Genomic DNA, 18146 nt, shown 5'->3' on the forward strand with positions numbered 1-18146 from the left:
GGGGCCTGCGGCAGGTCCCCGGCCTCCGTGGCTGCGCCCTCGCCGCCCGCCGTTGCGCTCAATGTCCCGCCTTGCTCTGCATCATCGTCACTTCGGCCTGCGCGGTGCGGTCGCCCCGGGTGAAGGAGCGCTCCAGGAAGTACTGGCCCACCATCAGGACACTGGTGATGGCCAGGTACCACAGGCAGGCCGCCACCAGCATCGGGAACAGGTCGAAGGTGCGGTTGCCGATGGCCCGGAGCTGGAAGAACAGCTCGGTGGTCAGCGGGATCGCCGACACCAGCGAGGTGTCCTTCAGCATCGCGGTGACCTCGTTGCCGGTGGGCGGCACGATCACCCGCAGCGCCTGCGGCAGGGTGATGCGGCGCAGGATCAGCCCGCGGCCCATGCCCAGCGCCTGGGCGGCCTCGGTCTGGCCCTTGTCCACCGACAGCAGGCCGGCGCGCACGATCTCGGCCATGTAGGCGCCCTGGGACAGCGCCAGCGCCAGCAGCGCCGCCATGAACGGGGTGAGCACCTCGTTCATCGGCACGCTGTAGAAGCGGGCGTCGCCGTCCAGGCCGAGCGCGGGCATCCAGTAGTCGTCGAACGGGAGCCCCAGCTCCAGGTTCTGGTACAGGATGCCCATGTTGCCGAAGAGCACGCAAAGCACCAGGCGCGGGACGGCGCGGAAGAACCAGGTGTACAGCCAGGCCAGGCCGGACAGGATCGGGTTGCCCGACAGGCGCATCACCGCGGCGACGATGCCGAGGGTGATGCCCACCGCCATGGCGAGCACGGTCAGCTTGAGGGTGGTCCACACGCCGTAGAGCACCGGCGGGGAGAACATGTTCTCCAGCAGGAACGGCCAGTTGAACTTGTCGTTCGTGACCAGCATGTGGACGAACATGGCCGCCAGGACCAGCAGGACGGCCGCGGCGATCCAGCGGCCCGGGTGGCGGACGGGCACGGCCTTGATCGGCTCGGGCGCCGTCCGCCCCTCGGTCGGGGTCGGTGTGCTCACGCGGCCCTCTTACTCCTCGACGTCGGGGTTGATCTCGGCCTTCTCGATGGTTCCCTGGCCGGCCAGGTCCCACTCGGCGAGGATCTCCTCGTAGGTGCCGTCGTCGATGATCGCCTGGTAGCCGGCCCGGATCGCCTCGGACAGCTCCCCGTTCTCCTTGTTGACGACCGCTCCGTAGGGGGCCGCCTCGTACTGCTCGCCGAGCGTCTCCAGCTGGCCGTCGGTCTGCTCGACGGCGTAGACCGCCACCGGCATGTCGGCCAGCCCGGCGTCGCTCTTGCCGGACACGATCGACTGCGTGGCCTGGTCCTGGCGCTCGTACTGGTCGATCTTGATCGCCGGGTCGCCGGCCTCCTCGCAGGCGTCGCTGCGCTTCTGGACGTCCTCCACCTGCACGGTGTTGGCCTGCACGGCCACGGTCATCCCGCACGCGTCGTCCGGGTCGACGCCCTCCGGGTTGCCCGCGGCGGTGAACCACTGGGTGCCCACGGTGTAGTAGCTCACCATGTCCACCTGCTCCATGCGCTCGGCGTTGATGGTGAACGAGGAGACGCCCACGTCGTACTTGCCGCTGTCCACGCCCTCGACGATGGTGCCGAAGGTGGAGGACTCCCAGGTGGTGTCCAGGTCCATCTTGGCCGCGACCGCGTCGAACAGGTCGACGTTGAAGCCGATCACGGTGGAGCCGTCGGCGTCGAGGAACTCACCGGGGGCGTAGCTGGCGTCCACCCCGATGGTCAGCCCGCCCTCCTGCCGGACGTCGTCCGGCACCAGCGCGGCGACCTCCTCGTCGGCCTGGACCTCGGGGGCGCCGCCGCCGTCGGCGCCGTCCTCCTCGGAGGCGCCGCCGCCGCAGGCCGTCGCGGCCAGGGTGGCGGCCGCGGCTCCGGCGGCGAGCAGGCCTCTGGCGCGGAATGGGGTCATGGGGGAGCTCGTCGGCGAGGCCACGGTGGGTCTCCTTCGGGCCGGGGGCGCGCTGGCGCCCGGACTGGCTGCGTCCGCCCGCGTCCGCGCCGGAGGCCGGGATCGGCCGACACCCGGCCGGTACCGCGGTCGTCCCATGCTCGTCCACCCGGCATGTTGCTCCGGTCACCGTTGTGAGATGATTGGGTAACGGGTCACCCCCGTGGACGAGACGGCGCTTGGCCTGCATACCGGCCGAGCGGAGGCCGGCTCGTACGCCCCGGCCCTGGCCGGCCGGGAGCGGAGCCGTCCCCTAGCACCCACTCGCCTCCGCGCGCCGTCCATCTGATCACCCGCCCCCGTGTCATGGCCGACCGGAGGGCACCGATGTACTGAGGGGTTTGTGAGTTGACCACCGAAGAGCCGCGCGAGCGGCATACCGAGCGCGATTCCGATCCGGCCTTCGCCCTGCACCGGGGCGGCAAGCTGGAGGTCCGGTCCACGGTCGACGTGAGCGACCACGCCGGGCTGTCCCTGGCCTACACCCCCGGTGTCGCGCGTGTGTGCAGCGGCATCGCCGAATCCCCCGAGCTCGTCGACGCCTACACCTGGAGGTCCAACCTGGTCGCGGTCGTCACCGACGGCTCGGCCGTGCTGGGCCTGGGCGACATCGGCCCGGAGGCCTCGCTTCCGGTCATGGAGGGCAAGTCGCTGCTGTTCAAGCAGTTCGGCGGCGTCGACTCGGTGCCGATCGCGCTCAACTGCACCGACGCCGACGACCTGGTGGAGACGGTCGCCCGGATGGCGCCCTCCTTCGGCGGGATCAACCTGGAGGACATCTCCGCGCCGCGCTGCTTCGAGGTCGAGCGCCGGCTGCGGGAGCGCCTGGACATCCCGGTCTTCCACGACGACCAGCACGGCACCGCGATCGTGACGGTGGCGGCGCTGCGCAACGCGGCCCGGCTGACCGGCCGCACCCTGGGCGACCTGCGCGCCGTGGTCTCGGGCGCGGGCGCGGCCGGGGTGGCGGTCACCAAGATGCTGCTCGACGGCGGCATCGGCGACATCGCCGTGGCCGACAGCAAGGGCATGATCTACGCCGGCCGCGACGGGCTCACCCCGGTCAAGGAGGAGCTGGCGGCGATCAGCAACCGGGCCGGGCTCGAGGGCTCGATCGAGAACGCGCTCTCGGGGGCCGACGTGTTCATCGGGCTCTCCGCGGGCGAGGTGCCCGAGGAGGTCGTGGCGACCATGGCGCCGCAGGCCATCATCTGCGCGATGGCCAACCCCAACCCGGAGGTCCACCCGGACGTGGCGCGCAAGTACGCCGGCGTCGTGGCCACCGGGCGCAGCGACTTCCCCAACCAGATCAACAACGTGCTGGCGTTCCCCGGCGTCTTCCGGGGCGCGCTGGACGCGGGCGCCTCGGACATCACCGAGGGCATGAAGCTCGCGGCCGCCGACGCGCTGGCCGACCTGGTCGGCGACGACCTCGCCGCCGACTACATCATCCCGAGCACCTTCGACGAGCGGGTCGTCCCGGCGGTCGCGGCCGCCGTGGCGGCCCGGGCCCGCAAGGACGGGGTGGCGCGGGCCTGATCCGCCCGCCCACCGTCCGGGTAGTCGGACGGTGGCCCACCGTAGCGGATCCGGAGCGGGGCCGCCCGCTCCGGATCCGTGGTGTGTGGGCCCCTCCGGCCCGCGGGGTGTGCCGCCCGCGGGTTCTGGGCCCAAGGGGGGGTCGGGGGAGGCTAGAGCCGCCCGTCGGCCGCGGCCCCGACGAAGGAGGCCCAGGCGGCGTGGCCGAAGGCCAGGACCGCCCCCTCCGGTGCGCGGGAGTCGCGCACCCATGTGCCCGTCGGCACGTCCGCCACCTCGACGCACTGGCCGCCGCCGGTGCTGCTGTGGCTGCTCGTCCGCCACCGGGGGTGCCGGGGGAGCTGTGGATCGATCGCGGGCATGCCGCGCCTCCTCGTGTTGCGGTTCACTCGTCTTCCGGCGCCCGCGCCCGCATGGCGCGCTCCATCTCCGCCAGGACCTGGCGGGTCCTTTCCGGGTGCAGCGCGGCGGTGCGCAGGTGCTCGAAGGCCACCGTGTAGAAGTGCACCTCCTTGGCCTTTTCTATATAGAGGCTGCTCGTCAGGTTCTCCAAATGGACGAGTTTGGGGGTGTGGATATCGGATTCGGGGAACTCGAGGATGTCGAATGCCCCGTCGAGTCCGGAATGCACCCCGATTCCGAAAGGTACGACCTGCAGGGTGACCTGCGTCCTGCGCCCCGCCTCCAGCAGGTACGCGATCTGGTCGGCCATCACCTGCGGCCCCCCGACCGGGCGGTGCAGGACCGACTCGTCCAGCACCACCCACACGTGCGGGGACGGCGAGCGCTCCGAGAACAGCAGTTCCCGGCGCCGGATGCGCAGCTCCACCCGCCGTTCGACCTCCTCGGGGGCGACCGAGGCCGGGTGCGCCTCCAGGAGGGCGCGGGCGTAGGCCTCGGTCTGGAACAGCCCGGGGACGATCTGCGCCTGGTAGAAGCGGAGCACCGCCGCCTCGGGCTCCAGGCCGAGGTAGACCTCGAACCGCTCGGGCATGACGTCGCCGTACACGTGCCACCAGCCGCGCCGCCGCGACTCGCGGGCCAGCGTCACCAGGGAGCCGCGCAGGGCCGTGTCCTCCACCTTGTACAGGTCGAGCAGGTCGCGCACGTCGTCGGAGTTGGTGGCGACCTGGCCGCGTTCGATCCGCGACAGCTTGCTGCCGGACCAGGCCATCCGCTCCGCCGCCTCTTCTCCGGTCATTCCGGCGTTTTCCCGCAGACGGCGCAATTCGACGCCGAGTCGGCGCCGCCGGGCCGTGGGGCTGTTGGACGCGGGCATGGTGACCTCCTGGCTGAGGGGAGTGCCGAAAGGAGAACGGAACGAGGCTACTGGACATCAGAGGGAGGTAAAGCGGGTAGGGAAAAATCAGGGAAGCAATTGCAGCGGCCGGGGCGCGAGGGGAGGATGGTCACCCGGGCGCGGGCCCGGAGCTGCCGGAGCGCCACCACGCCCAGGGGGGAGTCAGCCATGAGCGCGACACTTCAGGGACGGCCTGCCCGGGAGTTCCCGGCGGTCCCCCGGGCGCGGGGGGCGGGCGCGGTGGTCATGGCCCGCTGCGGGTTCCCCGGCGAGGAGCCGTACGTGCGCGAGGCGCGCGCCTTCGTGCGCTCCACGCTCGCGCTGTGCCCGGCCCTGAAGGACGACCTGGTGGACGCCGCCACGCTGCTGGTCAGCGAGGTGGCCTCGAACGCGGTCCGGCACACCCGCAGCGGCGAGCCCGGCGGGCGCTTCGGCGTGGAGGTGGTGCACCGCCCCGGGGCGGTGACCGTGGCCGTGCACGACGAGGGGCCGCGCCCGGACGCCCCCGGCGGACGCCCCGCCGTGGGCGGGTTCTCCCCCGACGCCGAGAGCGGCCGCGGGCTGGCGATGGTGGAGGCGGTGTCCAGCGAATGGCACACCGCCCCGATGCCCGGCGGCCGCGTGGTCGCCTTCTCCCTCGACCCCGGGGCCCCGGCCGACGGCGCCGCCGCCGATCGCTAGGGTGCGGGGCATGTTCGCTATCACCGCCGCGCGCCTCGACCCCGACGACCCCGTCTCCGGCCTCGAGGCCGGGGAACGGCCCGACCCCGCCCCCCGCGACGGCTGGACCGTCGTGGACGTGAAGGCGGCCTCCCTCAACCACCACGACCTGTGGAGCCTGCGCGGCGTCGGCCTGAGCGCCGACCGGCTGCCCATGGTGCTGGGCTGCGACGCCGCCGGGGTCGACGAGGACGGCGACGAGGTGATCGTGCACTCCGTGGTGGGCGACCCCGGCGTCCCGGGCGGGGAGACCTACGACCCCAAGCGGTCGCTGCTGTCGGAGGTGCACGACGGCACGCTCGCCGAGAAGGTCGCGGTGCCGCGCCGCAACCTGGTGCCCAAGCCCGCGGAGCTGAGCTTCGAGGAGGCGGCCTGCCTGCCCACGGCATGGCTGACCGCCTACAGCATGCTGTTCACCAAGGCCGCCCTCCCGCCCGGGTCGACCCTGCTGGTGCAGGGGGCGGGCGGCGGCGTGGCCGGGGCGCTGATCGCGCTGGCGGCGCAGGCCGGGCACCGCGTCTACGCCACCAGCCGCAGCGGGGCCAAGCGCGACCGGGCCGTGGCGCTGGGCGCGCACGCGGCCGTGCCGACGGGGGAGCGGCTCCCGGAGAAGGTCGACGCCGTGTTCGACTCGGTCGGCCAGGCGACCTGGGGGCACTCGGTGCGCTCCCTCAAGCCCGGCGGCAAGATCGTCACGTGCGGCGCCACCAGCGGCGACGCTCCTTCGGCGGAGCTGACCCGGATGTTCTTCCTGCAGCTGCAGGTGATCGGCTCGACGATGGGCGGCCGCCGGGAGCTGGCCCACCTGACCGAGATGCTGGCCCGCACCGGCGTGCGCCCCACCATCGACCGGGTCCTCCCGCTGACCCAGGCCAAGGAGGGCTTCGAGGCCATGGCGGCGGGCGACCAGTTCGGCAAGATCGTCTTCACGGTCTGAACTGAAGCGACCTGCCTACTCGAATGGGACTGGTCCGGTGCCGGCGTCGGCACCGGACCAGTATGCGTCGTCATCAGACCAGATCGTGCACTGTGAGGCCAGCTTGGCGCATGATGCCCTTGAGGGTCCCGGTCGGTATCGCGCGTTGGCCATGGACCGGCACCGCCACCCGGTTCCCTGAAGGGTGCTTCATGATGTGGTGGCTTCCTCGTACATGAGCGAGGCCAAACCCGCGCTTCTCCAGGATTCCGATCAGTTCCTTACCCGTGAGGGTTGGGAGTGGGGGCACTTATGCCGCCTCGGGGTTGACTGTGACGGTCATGGTCAGCTCCTGCGGCGGGCCCGACTCCTCGATGAGGGCGGCGATCCCCTCTTTCAAGTCTGCGAGCGCGCTTTCAGGGTCATCGCCGTATCCGAAGGCGCTGGCCCCCGGACGCAGGACGGCTTCACCGCACCAGACTCCGTCTTCGTCCTGTTCCAGAACGTAGGGAACGTGCACAGTACGACTCATCGAGTGGTTCCTTCCGTGAAGAACCCGGACAAGCAGACATTACGCGATCGCCCCAGCTGGCGTGGGACGATCGCGTACCGGTGGACATTGGATTCCCTTACTCAGGCTTGGAGCCCTTATCTTCGTCCGGCGGGGCGTCTTCCTGGCGGGGCTCCTCGTGGACGGCGGTGGACCACGGGTCGGAGCGGTCCTCCTCGGCCGGGGGCTGGGCGAAGGGGGCCTTCGGCTCCTCCGGCTCCTCCGGGTCCTCCTGGGCCTGCTCGGCCTCCTGGGCCTTGGTGGTCTCCTCCTCGGCGGACTCCTCGCGGCCGCACGGGTGCTTCCCGCCGCCGGGGCCCCAATGGGCCATGTCGCGCTGGATCACGTCCAGCGTGTCGTCCAGGATCCGCTTGAGGTCCCGCGCCGCGGTCTCGCCCACGGCCCCCGCGTCGCGGACCACGTCGCGCACCCGGTCGGCGAAGTCGTGCAGCGCCCGGTCGAACTCGGCGCGGTCGCCGCGCTTCTGGCCGGACGCGGACTCCCGCTCGCCCGACGTCTCCGTGTCCTCCGCCCCCTCCTCGGAGGTGCGGCCGGAGCCCCACGACCCCCAGGTGCCCCAGGCCCCGCCCCACGAGCCTTTCCAGGACTCGCCGACGCCCTTGGCCAGGCGCTCCCAGTCGCGTCCCCACCAGCCGCCGTGGCCGCCCTGCGCGCCCCGGCCCGCGTGCTCGCGGTCCGCGCCCTCCCCGTCGGCGGTGTCGGCAGCGTCGGTATCGCCGGAGCCGGCCGAGCCGTCCGTGCCGGAAGAGGCCTCCCGGGCGCGGCGGCCCCCGGAGGCGGCGTACTTCAGCTCCTCGCGCAGCGAGCCGATGGTGTCGCGCACGTCCTCCTTGACCGCGCGGGCCACGTCCCGCACCGACTCGGTGATCTCGCGCTCCAGGTCGTTCAGGTCCGCGCTGCGGCTGTTCAGCTCCTCGCGCCCCTTGTCGGTCAGCCGGTAGACCTTGCGCCCGTTGACCTCCTCGTGGGTGACCAGCCCCTCCTCCTCCAGGCGGGCCAGGCGCGGGTAGATCGTCCCCGGCGAGGGCGAGTACACCCCCAGGAACCGGTCGCGCAGCAGGCTGATGATCTCGTAGCCGTGCTTCGGGCTCTCGTCCAGCAGCTTGAGCAGGTAGAGCCGGAGACGGCCGTGGCCGAAGATGGTGCTCATGCCTCTCCCCTCGGGATCTCGGCCGGGGCGTCGGCGGCGCGGCGCAGCAGGGAGACCGCCCCCGAGACCGTGGTGGTGCTGATCGCGGCCGGGTCGGGCCCGCTGCCGATGGCGCCGCCCAGCCGGGAGCGGCCGCGCAGGGCCTTGCGCTCCAGCCCGAACTCCGACTCCAGGGCGCCGGTGGCCGAGCGCAGGTCGACGTCGGCGGAGGTCTCGGCGGGCACCCGCAGCGCCACCCCGCCGGAGATGGAGCCCAGCCGCACCTTGGCGGAGGAGGCCAGCTCCACGTCGGCCAGCACCTTGCCGGAGGCGGTCTTGGCGGCGAAGGAGGACAGCCGTCCCCCGGCCACCGCCGCCTGGCCGCCGACGCTGTTGAAGGACAGGCCGCCCTGCAGGCCGCGCGCGGCCAGGTCGCCGCTGACCGTGGAGACCTCCACGTCCCCGGACAGCTCGTCCAGGGTCACGTCGCCCGAGGCGGTGCGCAGCTGCACCCGCCCGGCCAGTCCGGCGGCCACGATCGGCGCGGACAGGGTGGTGACCTCCACCGGGCAGTCGCGGGGGACCCGCAGGTCGACCGAGGCCGAGCGGCGCCCCACGTCCTTGTAGCCCGACAGCTGCACCGGCTTGAGCCGGTCGAGCAGCCCGCCGCCGGTGAGGTCCTCGTAGGTGATGGTGAGGATCCCGGCCTCGTGGGTGACGAGGACGGGCTCCCCCTTGATGTCGGCGACCTCGAAGGTCGCCGGATCGTCGGTGGGCAGGATGTTGACATGACCGCCGATGACACGGACGCGCAGCGCCACGATCCCGTCGAGGACCCGCGTCGTCGGCTGGTCGATGGTCCAACGCGCCATCGCGACACCTTTCGACTCGAACGCTTCTGCAATCACGATATGTCGCGTTCGCGGAGGCTTCAAGATATGTCGCGAAACATCCGGGGCGTGTCGGGGGAGACCCCGGGTCCGGCCCCCGGGGACGGCCCCGCCCCGGACGCGCCCCGGGCCGGAACGCCGCGGGGGACCCCCGACATCGTCGGGGGTCCCCCTCATCGGCCTGCGGACCCGCCGCGCCTCACTCGTCCTCGTCGTCGTCGAGCCGGGCCAGCCAGGTGGCGAGCCGGTCGACGGCCGTCTCGAACTCCGGGTTCAGGTCGGTGAACGTGCGCAGTCGGTCGGAGAGCCAGGCGAAGGAGACCTCCTCCTCGCCCCGGCGCCCCTCCAGCTCCTCGATCCCGCGGTCCGTGTAGTACATGGCGCCTACTCGACCGGCGGGAACACCGTGTTGACCACGGCCTGCTGCTCCACCTCGTGCCGCTTGGCCGAGCCGACCGCGGGCGAGGAGGAGGCCGGGCGGGAGACCCGGGTGAAGGGCCGGTCCAGCTGCTCGGAGAAGACCAGCGCCACGAACGGCCAGGGGCCCATGTTCGCCGGCTCCTCCTGCACCCACAGCACCTCGCCGGCGTTGGGGAACGCCGCCAGGCGCCGCCGGATCTCCTCCACCGGCAGCGGGTAGAGCCGCTCCACGCGGATGATCGCGGTGTGCTCGTCGCCGGTGCGGTCCCGCGCGCCGTCCAGGTCGTAGAAGACCTTGCCGGAGCACAGCACCACCCGGCGCACCTTGGCCGGGTCGACCTTGTGGTCGTCGATGACCGGCTCGAACGAGCCCGAGGTGAAGTCGGCGGCCGTGGAGGTGGCCTGCTTGGCGCGCAGCATCCACTTGGGGGTGAACACCACCAGCGGGCGCCGGTAGCCGGACATGCCCTGCCACCGGAGCAGGTGGAAGTAGCTGGCCGGGGTGGTCGGCATCGCCACGGTCATGTTCTCCTGCGCGCACTGCTGCAGGAACCGCTCGACCCGGGCCGAGGAGTGGTCCGGGCCCTGGCCCTCGTAGCCGTGCGGCAGCAGCAGGGTCACGCTGGAGCGCTGGCCCCACTTCTGCTCGCTGGAGGAGATGTACTCGTCGATGACGCTCTGCGCGCCGTTGACGAAGTCGCCGAACTGGGCCTCCCAGGCCACCAGCGCGTCCGGGCGCTCCACCGAGTAGCCGTACTCGAAGCCCAGCGCCGCGTACTCGCTGAGCAGCGAGTCGTGCACGTAGAACTTGGAGGTGCCCCGGTCGAACCGCTTGAGCGGGGTGTGCACCTCGCCGGTGGCCTTGTCCACCAGGGACGCGTGCCGCTGGCCGAAGGTGCCGCGGCGGCTGTCCTGGCCCACCAGGCGCACCGGGTGCTCGTCCATCAGCAGCGAGCCGAAGGCGAGCAGCTCACCGGTGGCCCAGTCGATGGTGCCGTCCTCGACGACCTTGGCGCGGCGCTGCAGCTGCGGCAGCAGGCGCGGGTGGGCGGTGAAGCCCTCCGGCAGGTCGGTCTGGGTGGCGATGATCTCCTTCACCGCCTGCTCCGAGATGGCGGTGGGGACCTGGGCGTGGTCCAGCCGCCCCTCGTCGAAGACCTCGGGCTTGACGACCGAGCCCGGCTCGACCGGCTTCTTGTCGGCCTCGCGGGTCTCGGAGAAGGCGCGCTCCAGCTCCTGCTGGTACTCGCGCAGCGCCTGCTCGGCCTCCTCCATGGTGATGTCGCCGCGGCCGACCAGCGCCTCGGTGTAGAGCTTGCGGGTGGACCGCTTGGAGTCGATCAGCTCGTACATCAGCGGCTGGGTGAAGTGCGGGTTGTCCGACTCGTTGTGCCCGCGGCGGCGGTAGCACACCATGTCGACGACGACGTCCTTGTTGAACGCCTGGCGGTAGGCGAAGGCCAGCCGCGCCACCCGCACCACGGCCTCCGGGTCGTCCCCGTTGACGTGGAAGATCGGCGCCTGCACCATCCGCGCCACGTCGGTGGCGTAGATGCTGGAGCGGCTGTCGGCCGGGGAGGTGGTGAACCCGACCTGGTTGTTGACGATGACGTGCACCGTGCCGCCGGTGCGGTAGCCCCGCAGCTGCGACAGGTTGAGCGTCTCGGCCACCACGCCCTGCCCGGCGAACGCGGCGTCGCCGTGGATGAGCAGCGGCAGCACGGTGAAGCCGTGCGGCCCCTTGTCGAGCACGTCCTGCTTGGCGCGGACGATGCCCTCCAGCACGGGGTCGACGGTCTCCAGGTGGCTCGGGTTGGCCGCCAGGGAGATCGCGATCTTCCGGCCGTCGGGGGTCTCGAAGGTGCCCGCCGTGCCCAGGTGGTACTTGACGTCGCCGGAGCCGTGCGCCGACCGCGGGTCCAGGTTGCCCTCGAACTCGCCGAAGATCTGGCCGTAGGACTTGCCGCAGATGTTGGCGAGCACGTTGAGGCGGCCGCGGTGGGCCATGCCGATGACGACCTCGTCCAGGTCGGCGCCGGCCGCCTGGGAGATGACGCCGTCCAGCAGCGGGATGAGCGACTCCCCGCCCTCCAGCGAGAACCGCTTCTGCCCGACGTACTTGGTCTGCAGGAACGTCTCGAAGGCCTCGGCGCTGTTCAGGCGCCGCAGGATGTGCAGCTGCTCGTCGCGGTCGAGCTTCTCGTGCTCGCGCTCGACGTGCGACTGGATCCACTCCCGCTCTTCGGGGGACTGGATGTGCATGTACTCGATGCCGACCGTGCGGCAGTAGGTGTCGCGCAGCACGCCCAGGACGTCGCGGAGCTTCATCACCGGCTTGCCGCCGAAGCCGCCGGTGGGGAACTCGCGCTCCAGGTCCCACAGGGTCAGCCCGTGCTGCAGCACGTCCAGGTCGGGGTGGCGGCGCTGCTTGTACTCCAGCGGGTCGGTGTCGGCCATGAGGTGGCCGCGGACCCGGTAGGCGTGGATCAGCTCCTGCACCCGGCTGGTCTTGTCCAGCTCCTGGGAGGCGTCGACCGAGATGTCCTGCGTCCAGCGGACCGGCTCGTAGGGGATCCGCAGCGAGGCGAAGATCTCGTCGTAGAAGCCGTCCTCGCCCAGCAGGAGCCGGTGGATGTGCTTCAGGAACTCGCCGGACTGCGCGCCCTGGATGATCCGGTGGTCGTAGGTGGAGGTCAGCGTCATGACCTTGCTGATGGCCAGCCGGTTCAGCGTCTCGGGGGAGGCGCCCTGGAACTCGGCCGGGTACTCCATCGAGCCCACGCCCACGATGGTGCCCTGGCCCGGCATGAGCCGCGGGACCGAGTGCACGGTGCCGATGCCGCCGGGGTTGGTCAGGCTGATGGTGGTGCCCTGGAAGTCGGGCACGCCCAGCTTGTTGTTGCGGGCCTTGCGGACCAGCTCCTCGTAGGCGCTCCAGAACCCCTTGAAGTCCAGGGTGTCGGCGGCCTTGACCGAGGGCACGACGAGCTGCCGGGAGCCGTCCGGCTTCTGCAGGTCGATCGCCAGGCCGAAGTTGACGTGCTCGGGCTTGGCCACCCCGGGCTTGCCGTCGACCTCGGTGTAGGAGTGGTTCATCTCCGGCATCGACTCCAGGGCCTTGACCATGGCGTAGCCGATGATGTGGGTGAACGACACCTTGCCCCCGCGCGCGCGGCGCAGGTGGTTGTTGATGACGATGCGGTTGTCGAAGAGCAGCTTGACCGGCACGGCCCGCACGGAGGTGGCGGTGGGCAGCGCGAGGCTGGACTCCATGTTGGTGGCGGTGCGGGCCGGTGCCCCGCGCAGCCGCTCCTCGGTGACCTTCAGGGCCTCGTCGGCCGGGGCGGAGGAGGACTCGTCGCCCGCCGCGGGCTTCTTGCCGCCGTCCTTGGCCGGGGCGGCGGCAGGGGCCTTCCCCTCGCCCTTGGCGGGTGCACCCGTGGCCGACGGTGCACCCGAGGAGCCGGACGCGGCGGCCCCGGGCTTGGCGGAGCCGGACTTGTAGTCGGCGAAGAAGTTCCACCACGCCTTGTCAACGGAGTTCGGGTCGTTCAGGTACTTCTGATAGAGCTCCTCGACCAACCACTCGTTCGGGCCGAAATCTGTCAGGGGTTGAGACGCCTCAGACGACACGGCGGAGATCGCCCTCTTCCGCAGCTCGCTTGTGAATGTATGGATCAGGAGATGGCCGCCAAGCAGGGCGGGCTCGCAGCGCGCCAGCAACCGCAGGCGGCGAAGACGCTTCGCCCGGCCGGCAATCTCGGTAACAGGCTAGCTGTACAGGCATGAAGATGCCGCCCCCAGACCGATACCGGACTGGGAGATACCTAACAATCATTCACAAACTCGGCTCGCCGCGGGGGCGCGGCACGCGGGGGACCGGGCACCCGCACCGCCCGCGCTTCCAGGGGTTCCGTGCGCCCGTCCCGGTCGCGGAGACCATGCCCCGGCCGGCCTCGGGCCAACCGTGCGGGGCGGCGGAGATTTTTTTCGGAACCGCACGCCGGTGCCCGGCGTCACACCAGGTGTGTGCGGCCGGGCAGGACGGCCGTTCCCGAGACCGGCGGGACACGGGGGTTCCGCCGGACGAGGGAGCGGGCCCGGCCGCACACGGCCCTTCCTCCCGCCCGTTCCCGGCCGGCCTCCGGGCTCAGAGCTTGGCGTGGTCCCAGCTCGCGGTGTGCTCCTCCCGGACGAACACCGCCACCCGCTTGCGCCCGGCGCGCTCGATCTCCTCGCGCGCCCCGGCGGCCTCCAGGTCCTCCTCGGCGGCCCCGGTCATGGCGGCGGTCACCGCCGTGCCCACCCGCCGGACCTCCTCGGGGGCGTCGGTCGTCTCCGCGGTGCCCCGCAGCATCAGCCCGCGCAGCTCGCCGTAGTCCTCGCCGTCCTCGACCAAGCAGGTGACCCGCGGATCGCGCCGCAGGTTCACCGCCTTCTGGGAGGCGGCGTAGGTCCAGAACGCCAGGCGCCCGCCGACCAGGGCATAGAAGAGCGTCGACAGGTGCGGTGCGCCGTCCGGTCCCACGGTCGCCACCTGCACCTTGCGGTTGGCGGCCAGGAACGCCGCCCGCTCCTCGGCGGTCATGGCGATCTGCGCCCTGCGGTCGCGGCGCCGTTGCTCCACGCGGTCCTCCTCCGTCGGCCCCCGGAGGCCCCATTGTGGCGCGCGCCACTGCGGACCGCTCGGGCGGGGGCGGCGCGCACGCCCGCTCCGTGCGGCGCGCCCCCGCCGCGTCGACGAAAACCCTCGCCGAACACGCCCATGGCGTGCGGATCGGTGCGTTCTCGGCGAATCCCCGGCGGAGCGGAAAGGCCCGCTCTTAGCATGGCGGAACGAATCCTCAGGGAGGTCCGTGCAGTGAAGGAGTTCGGGGAGCTCGAAGCGGCGATCATGGACGCGCTCTGGAGCGCCGACGGCCCACTCCCGGTGCGGGAGATCCGCGCCCGCATGCATTACGGCCGCGAGGTCGCCTACACGACCGTCATGACCGTGACCACCATTCTCTTCCACAAAGGCCTGCTGCAGCGGGAGAAGTCCGGCCGGGCCTGGCTCTACCACCCCAACGAGACCCGCGCCGAGTACTCGGCCCGCGTCATGGGGGAGGTGTTCAGCGGCTGCGGCGACCCGGGCGCCACCATCCGCCGGTTCGTGGCCGGGATCAGCGCCGAGGACCGCCTGCACCTGGCCGACGCGCTGGTCGAGGCGCACGCCGGGCACCGCCCCGGCCGCCGTCGGCGCCCGGCCGACCGGGAGGTCGCCGGATAGCCGCCGGGCCGCGGGCGGCCCATCGCGGCCGCGGGGCGGACCTCTATGCTGCCCCTGTGGACGAACCCCTTGTAGAACGCATGCGCGCCTACGGCGAGACCGTGTTCGCCGAGATGAGCCGCCTGGCCGCCGAGACCGGAGCGATCAATCTCGGGCAGGGCTTCCCGGACACCGATGGGCCCCGCCCGCTGATCGAGGCCGCCGCGGGCCGCATCCGCGACGGCGTCAACCAGTACCCGCCCGGCCCCGGCCGCCCCGAGCTGCGCACCGCCGTGGCCGCCGACCGGGCCGAGCGCTTCGGCTTGGAGTACGACCCCGCCGGCGAGGTCTACATCACCGTCGGCGCCACCGCCGGGATCGCCGCCTCGGTGCTGGCCACGGTCGAGCCCGGCGACGAGGTCGTGCTCTTCGAGCCCATGTACGACTCCTACGCCGCCGTGGTCTCCCTGGCCGGGGGCGTGCGCCGCCCCGTCCCGCTGCGCCCCGGGCCCGACGGGCGCTTCACCTTCGACCCGGCCGAGCTGCGCGCCGCCGTGGGCCCACGCACCCGCATGGTCGTCGTCAACTCCCCGCACAACCCCACCGGCACCGTGCTCACCCGCGCCGAGCTGGAGGAGATCGCCGCCGTCTGCCGCGAGCACGACCTGATCGCGCTCACCGACGAGGTCTACGAGCACCTGCTGTTCGACGGGGCCGAGCACGTGCCCCTGGCCGCCCTGCCCGGCATGCGCGAGCGCACCATCGCGGTCTCCTCGGTCGGCAAGACCTTCTCGGTCACCGCGTGGAAGACCGGATGGGTGATGGGCCCGGCCCCGCTCGTGCGCGCGGTGCAGACCGTCAACCAGTTCCTCACCTTCTCCGCCAACGGCGCGCTCCAGCTCGCCGTCGCCGAGGCGATCACGGGCGAGCGGGAATGGGTGCGCGGCCAGCGCGACGCCCTGCAGGCCAAGCGCGACCGCCTCTCGGAGGGCCTGGACCGGGCCGGGTTCGGCGTGCTCCGCCCGCAGGGCACCTATTTCGTGATGGCCGACGTGCGCCCGCTCGGGTTCGAGGACGGGCTGGAGCTGGCCCGCGCCCTGCCGCACAGCGCCGGGGTGGCCTGCGTGCCCGCCCAGGTCCTCTACGACCGCGTGGAGGAGGGGCGCCACCTGGTCCGGTTCGCCTTCTGCAAGCGCGACGAGGTGCTCGACGACGCCGCCGGCCGGCTCGTCCGCGCCTTCGCCTCCTAGACCCCGCCCGCCTCCGTCGTTGATCTCGGGAAACTCGACGCTAAAACCGCGCTTGTAGCGTCGTTTCTCCCGAGATCAACGCTGACGGCGCTTGAACCACCTTCACCGATCCCGAAAGACGGCCCCATGACCACGCCCGCCCCCGCCATGCCCGCCGAGCTCATCGCCGCCGCCGAGGCCGCCAAGGGCTTCATGCCGAAGGAGGAGGGGCTGGCGCTGTACGAGGCCGCGTCGGAGTACGCGCCCCTCGGGCCCGTGCTGGAGGTCGGCACCTACTGCGGCAAGTCCACCGTCTACCTGGCCGCGGCCGCCCGCGCCTGCGGCGGCACCGTCGTCACCGTCGACCACCACCACGGCTCCGAAGAGCACCAGGAGGGCTGGGAGTACCACGACCCGTCCCTGGTCGATCCGCGCACCGGCCGCATCGACACCGTGGGCGAGTTCCGCGGCACCATGGCCGCCGCCGGGGTGGAGGACACCGTCGTCGCGGTGCTCGGCCGCTCGGCCGACGTCGCCCGGCTGTGGGGGCGCCCCCTGGGCCTGCTGTTCATCGACGGCGGCCACACCGAGGAGGCCGCCCAGGCCGACTACGCCGGGTGGAGCCCGCACGTGGCCCCCGGCGGCGCCCTGGCCATCCACGACGTCTTCCCCGACCCCGCCGACGGGGGCCGCCCGCCCTACAACGTCTACCGCCGCGCCCTGGACTCCGGGGACTTCACCGAGGTCGCCGTGCAGGGGTCGCTGCGGGTGCTGCGGCGCCGCGGCTGAGCCGGCCTGAGCGCGTGCGCGCCCCCCGGTGTGGCGTGCGCACGCGCAGCCCCGAACGCATAGGCTTCGTTGCGGGAATCGACGACGAACGAGGCGCGAACGAGGGGTGCAGACACACGTGACCACCAACGCTGCGGGACAGGTCGGTCAGTACACACTCGACAACGGGCTCAGGCTGGTCACCGCCCCCGCGGCGACCGGGCAGGTGGCCGCGGTCAACCTCTGGTACGGGGTGGGGTCGCGCCACGAGGTGCCCGGCAAGACGGGGTTCGCCCACCTCTTCGAGCACCTGATGTTCCAGGGCAGCCGCAACGTGGCCAAGGGCGAGCACTTCGACGCCGTCGAGCGGCTCGGGGGCGAGATGAACGCCTCCACCTCCACCGACCGCACCAACTACTTCGAGACCGTGCCCGAGCACGCCCTCGACCTGGCCCTGTGGCTGGAGGCCGACCGCCTGGCGACGCTGCGCGACGGCATGAGCCAGGAGGTGCTGGACAACCAGCGCGACGTGGTCAAGAACGAGCGGCGCCAGCGCTACGACAACGCCCCCTACGGCACCGCCCTGGAGCGCATCCTGCGCCTGGGGTACCCGGAGGGCCACCCCTACCACCACCCGACCATCGGCTCCATGGCCGACCTGGACGCCGCCGACCTGGAGTACGTGCTCTCCTTCCACCGTCTCCACTACGGGCCGGACAACCTCGTGCTCACCGTCGTCAGCGACCTGGACCCCGAGGACGTGCGCGAGCGCGCCGAGCGCTACTTCGGAGCGATCCCCGCCCGCGGGACCGTCCCGCAGGCCCCCGACGCCGCGCTGTCCGGGCCCATCGGCGGGCCGGTGCGCGAGTCGGTCACCGAGGGCGTCCCGGCCGCCGGGGTGTTCCTGGGCTACCGGGTCGCCCCCTACGGCGAGCGCGAGTTCGACGCCATGCACCTGGCCTCGGCCGTGCTCGGACAGGGGCAGGGCAGCCGCCTGTACCGGCGGCTGGTCATCGAGCGCGAGCTCGCCGCCCCCGGCGACGCCGCCGACCTGCTGCCGTTCCGGTACACCCCCAGCCTGATGCTGGTCAACATGATCGCCCGCGAGGGCGTGGAGGGCGACGCCCTGGAGGCCGCCATGCTGGAGGAGGTCGAGAAGCTGGCCGCCGGCGTGGACGAGTCCGAGCTCGACCGGGCCCGCGCCATCCTGGAGCGCGACCACCTGCAGGCCGTGTCCACCCCGTCCGGCCTCGCCGACGAGCTGGGCAGCTGCACGCAGCTCTTCGGCGACCCCGCCCTCGCCTACACCTGGCCCGAGCGCTGGGCGGACATCGGCCCCCGCGAGGTGGCCGAGGCCGCCGGGCGGCTGCTCACCGCCGAGAACCGGCTCACCGTCCGGTTCGACCCCGAGGAGGCGCCCGCGGCGGCGGAGGCCTGACCTCCCCGCCGC

General features: G+C 72.3%; 18 protein-coding genes. 7 read left to right on the forward strand and 11 right to left on the reverse strand.

All coding sequences use genetic code 11. The annotated features are described in order from the left end of the window. Positions 1–58: 58 nt before the first annotated feature. Together O4U47_RS04195 and O4U47_RS04200 are read right to left on the reverse strand one after the other, a co-directional pair. On the reverse strand, positions 59–1003 hold the full coding sequence (locus O4U47_RS04195) for an amino acid ABC transporter permease (RefSeq protein WP_270676186.1): 945 nt from the start codon (positions 1001–1003) through the stop codon (positions 59–61). 9 nt (positions 1004–1012) lie between these two features. Beyond that, positions 1013–1927 (reverse strand): ABC transporter substrate-binding protein, encoded by a 915-nt coding sequence (locus O4U47_RS04200; protein WP_270676187.1) that lies wholly within the window; start codon positions 1925–1927, stop codon positions 1013–1015. 387 nt (positions 1928–2314) lie between these two features. On the opposite strand from O4U47_RS04200, the gene O4U47_RS04205 reads away from it, so the two are divergent. Next, positions 2315–3505 carry an NAD(P)-dependent malic enzyme gene (locus tag O4U47_RS04205; RefSeq protein ID WP_270676188.1) on the forward strand — a complete coding sequence of 397 codons (1191 nt, stop codon included), beginning with the start codon at positions 2315–2317 and terminating at the stop codon, positions 3503–3505. A gap of 152 nt (positions 3506–3657) precedes the next feature. On the opposite strand, the gene O4U47_RS04210 is transcribed toward O4U47_RS04205, so the two are convergent. Both O4U47_RS04210 and O4U47_RS04215 read right to left on the reverse strand, forming a co-directional pair. Next, positions 3658–3867 (reverse strand): DUF397 domain-containing protein, encoded by a 210-nt coding sequence (locus tag O4U47_RS04210; protein ID WP_270676189.1) that lies wholly within the window; start codon positions 3865–3867, stop codon positions 3658–3660. Positions 3868–3890: 23 nt separating this feature from the next. After that, positions 3891–4784, reverse strand: coding sequence for a helix-turn-helix domain-containing protein (locus tag O4U47_RS04215; protein ID WP_270676190.1), 894 nt, complete (start codon positions 4782–4784; stop codon positions 3891–3893). Positions 4785–4973: 189 nt separating this feature from the next. On the opposite strand from O4U47_RS04215, the gene O4U47_RS04220 reads away from it, so the two are divergent. Continuing rightward, positions 4974–5486 carry an ATP-binding protein gene (locus O4U47_RS04220; RefSeq protein WP_270676191.1) on the forward strand — a complete coding sequence of 171 codons (513 nt, stop codon included), beginning with the start codon at positions 4974–4976 and terminating at the stop codon, positions 5484–5486. A gap of 10 nt (positions 5487–5496) precedes the next feature. Next, positions 5497–6462: a zinc-binding dehydrogenase gene (locus tag O4U47_RS04225; protein ID WP_270676192.1), complete on the forward strand. Its 966-nt coding sequence runs from the start codon at positions 5497–5499 to the stop codon at positions 6460–6462. A gap of 73 nt (positions 6463–6535) precedes the next feature. Here O4U47_RS04225 and O4U47_RS31235 read toward each other — a convergent pair whose 3' ends face one another. From O4U47_RS31235 to O4U47_RS04255, 7 genes are all read right to left on the reverse strand, one after another. Further along, positions 6536–6751, reverse strand: a complete 216-nt coding sequence (locus tag O4U47_RS31235; protein ID WP_408638925.1) for a type II toxin-antitoxin system HicA family toxin — start codon at positions 6749–6751, stop codon at positions 6536–6538. Further along, positions 6752–6973 carry a hypothetical protein gene (locus O4U47_RS04230; RefSeq protein WP_270676193.1) on the reverse strand — a complete coding sequence of 74 codons (222 nt, stop codon included), beginning with the start codon at positions 6971–6973 and terminating at the stop codon, positions 6752–6754. Positions 6974–7070: 97 nt separating this feature from the next. Continuing rightward, positions 7071–8162 carry a PadR family transcriptional regulator gene (locus O4U47_RS04235; protein ID WP_270676194.1) on the reverse strand — a complete coding sequence of 364 codons (1092 nt, stop codon included), beginning with the start codon at positions 8160–8162 and terminating at the stop codon, positions 7071–7073. Beyond that, the gene (locus tag O4U47_RS04240) at positions 8159–9013 is read right to left on the reverse strand and encodes a DUF4097 family beta strand repeat-containing protein (RefSeq protein WP_270676195.1); all 855 of its coding nucleotides are present in this window, start codon (positions 9011–9013) and stop codon (positions 8159–8161) included. The genes O4U47_RS04235 and O4U47_RS04240 overlap by 4 nt, the downstream gene beginning before the upstream one ends. Before the next feature lie 217 nt (positions 9014–9230). After that, the gene (locus O4U47_RS04245) at positions 9231–9410 is read right to left on the reverse strand and encodes a DUF6104 family protein (RefSeq protein ID WP_270676196.1); all 180 of its coding nucleotides are present in this window, start codon (positions 9408–9410) and stop codon (positions 9231–9233) included. 5 nt (positions 9411–9415) lie between these two features. Next, on the reverse strand, positions 9416–13084 hold the full coding sequence (locus O4U47_RS04250; RefSeq protein WP_270676197.1) for a multifunctional oxoglutarate decarboxylase/oxoglutarate dehydrogenase thiamine pyrophosphate-binding subunit/dihydrolipoyllysine-residue succinyltransferase subunit: 3669 nt from the start codon (positions 13082–13084) through the stop codon (positions 9416–9418). A gap of 517 nt (positions 13085–13601) precedes the next feature. After that, positions 13602–14039, reverse strand: a complete 438-nt coding sequence (locus tag O4U47_RS04255; RefSeq protein WP_270676285.1) for a TIGR03618 family F420-dependent PPOX class oxidoreductase — start codon at positions 14037–14039, stop codon at positions 13602–13604. A 273-nt stretch (positions 14040–14312) separates the two neighbouring features. Between O4U47_RS04255 and O4U47_RS04260 the strand changes: the two genes are divergently transcribed. From O4U47_RS04260 to O4U47_RS04275, 4 genes are all read left to right on the forward strand, one after another. Next, positions 14313–14720 carry a BlaI/MecI/CopY family transcriptional regulator gene (locus tag O4U47_RS04260; RefSeq protein WP_270676286.1) on the forward strand — a complete coding sequence of 136 codons (408 nt, stop codon included), beginning with the start codon at positions 14313–14315 and terminating at the stop codon, positions 14718–14720. Between the two features lie 56 nt (positions 14721–14776). After that, the gene (locus O4U47_RS04265; RefSeq protein WP_270676198.1) at positions 14777–15949 is read left to right on the forward strand and encodes a pyridoxal phosphate-dependent aminotransferase; all 1173 of its coding nucleotides are present in this window, start codon (positions 14777–14779) and stop codon (positions 15947–15949) included. Between the two features lie 126 nt (positions 15950–16075). Continuing rightward, entirely contained in the window at positions 16076–16717 is a 642-nt protein-coding gene (locus O4U47_RS04270) for a class I SAM-dependent methyltransferase (RefSeq protein ID WP_270676199.1), read from the forward strand. A 118-nt stretch (positions 16718–16835) separates the two neighbouring features. Further along, positions 16836–18134 carry a M16 family metallopeptidase gene (locus O4U47_RS04275; protein WP_270676200.1) on the forward strand — a complete coding sequence of 433 codons (1299 nt, stop codon included), beginning with the start codon at positions 16836–16838 and terminating at the stop codon, positions 18132–18134. Positions 18135–18146 lie beyond the last annotated feature (12 nt).

It is taken from the genome of Nocardiopsis suaedae, assembly GCF_027706745.1.
In the GTDB taxonomy this organism is placed as follows: Bacteria; Actinomycetota; Actinomycetes; order Streptosporangiales; family Streptosporangiaceae; genus Nocardiopsis_A; species Nocardiopsis_A suaedae.

Bases quoted from the DNA above. Each gene is read 5' to 3' on its own strand.
- O4U47_RS04255 (WP_270676285.1), bottom strand. From the start codon at position 14,039: ATGACCGCCGAGGAGCGGGCGGCGTTCCTGGCCGCCAACCGCAAGGTG.
- O4U47_RS04210 (WP_270676189.1), bottom strand. From the start codon at position 3,867: ATGCCCGCGATCGATCCACAGCTCCCCCGGCACCCCCGGTGGCGGACG.
- O4U47_RS04220 (WP_270676191.1), top strand. From the start codon at position 4,974: ATGAGCGCGACACTTCAGGGACGGCCTGCCCGGGAGTTCCCGGCGGTC.
- O4U47_RS04215 (WP_270676190.1), bottom strand. From the start codon at position 4,784: ATGCCCGCGTCCAACAGCCCCACGGCCCGGCGGCGCCGACTCGGCGTC.
- O4U47_RS04245 (WP_270676196.1), bottom strand. From the start codon at position 9,410: ATGTACTACACGGACCGCGGGATCGAGGAGCTGGAGGGGCGCCGGGGC.
- O4U47_RS04235 (WP_270676194.1), bottom strand. From the start codon at position 8,162: ATGAGCACCATCTTCGGCCACGGCCGTCTCCGGCTCTACCTGCTCAAG.
- O4U47_RS04270 (WP_270676199.1), top strand. From the start codon at position 16,076: ATGACCACGCCCGCCCCCGCCATGCCCGCCGAGCTCATCGCCGCCGCC.
- O4U47_RS04230 (WP_270676193.1), bottom strand. From the start codon at position 6,973: ATGAGTCGTACTGTGCACGTTCCCTACGTTCTGGAACAGGACGAAGAC.
- O4U47_RS04200 (WP_270676187.1), bottom strand. From the start codon at position 1,927: ATGACCCCATTCCGCGCCAGAGGCCTGCTCGCCGCCGGAGCCGCGGCC.
- O4U47_RS04225 (WP_270676192.1), top strand. From the start codon at position 5,497: ATGTTCGCTATCACCGCCGCGCGCCTCGACCCCGACGACCCCGTCTCC.
- O4U47_RS04240 (WP_270676195.1), bottom strand. From the start codon at position 9,013: ATGGCGCGTTGGACCATCGACCAGCCGACGACGCGGGTCCTCGACGGG.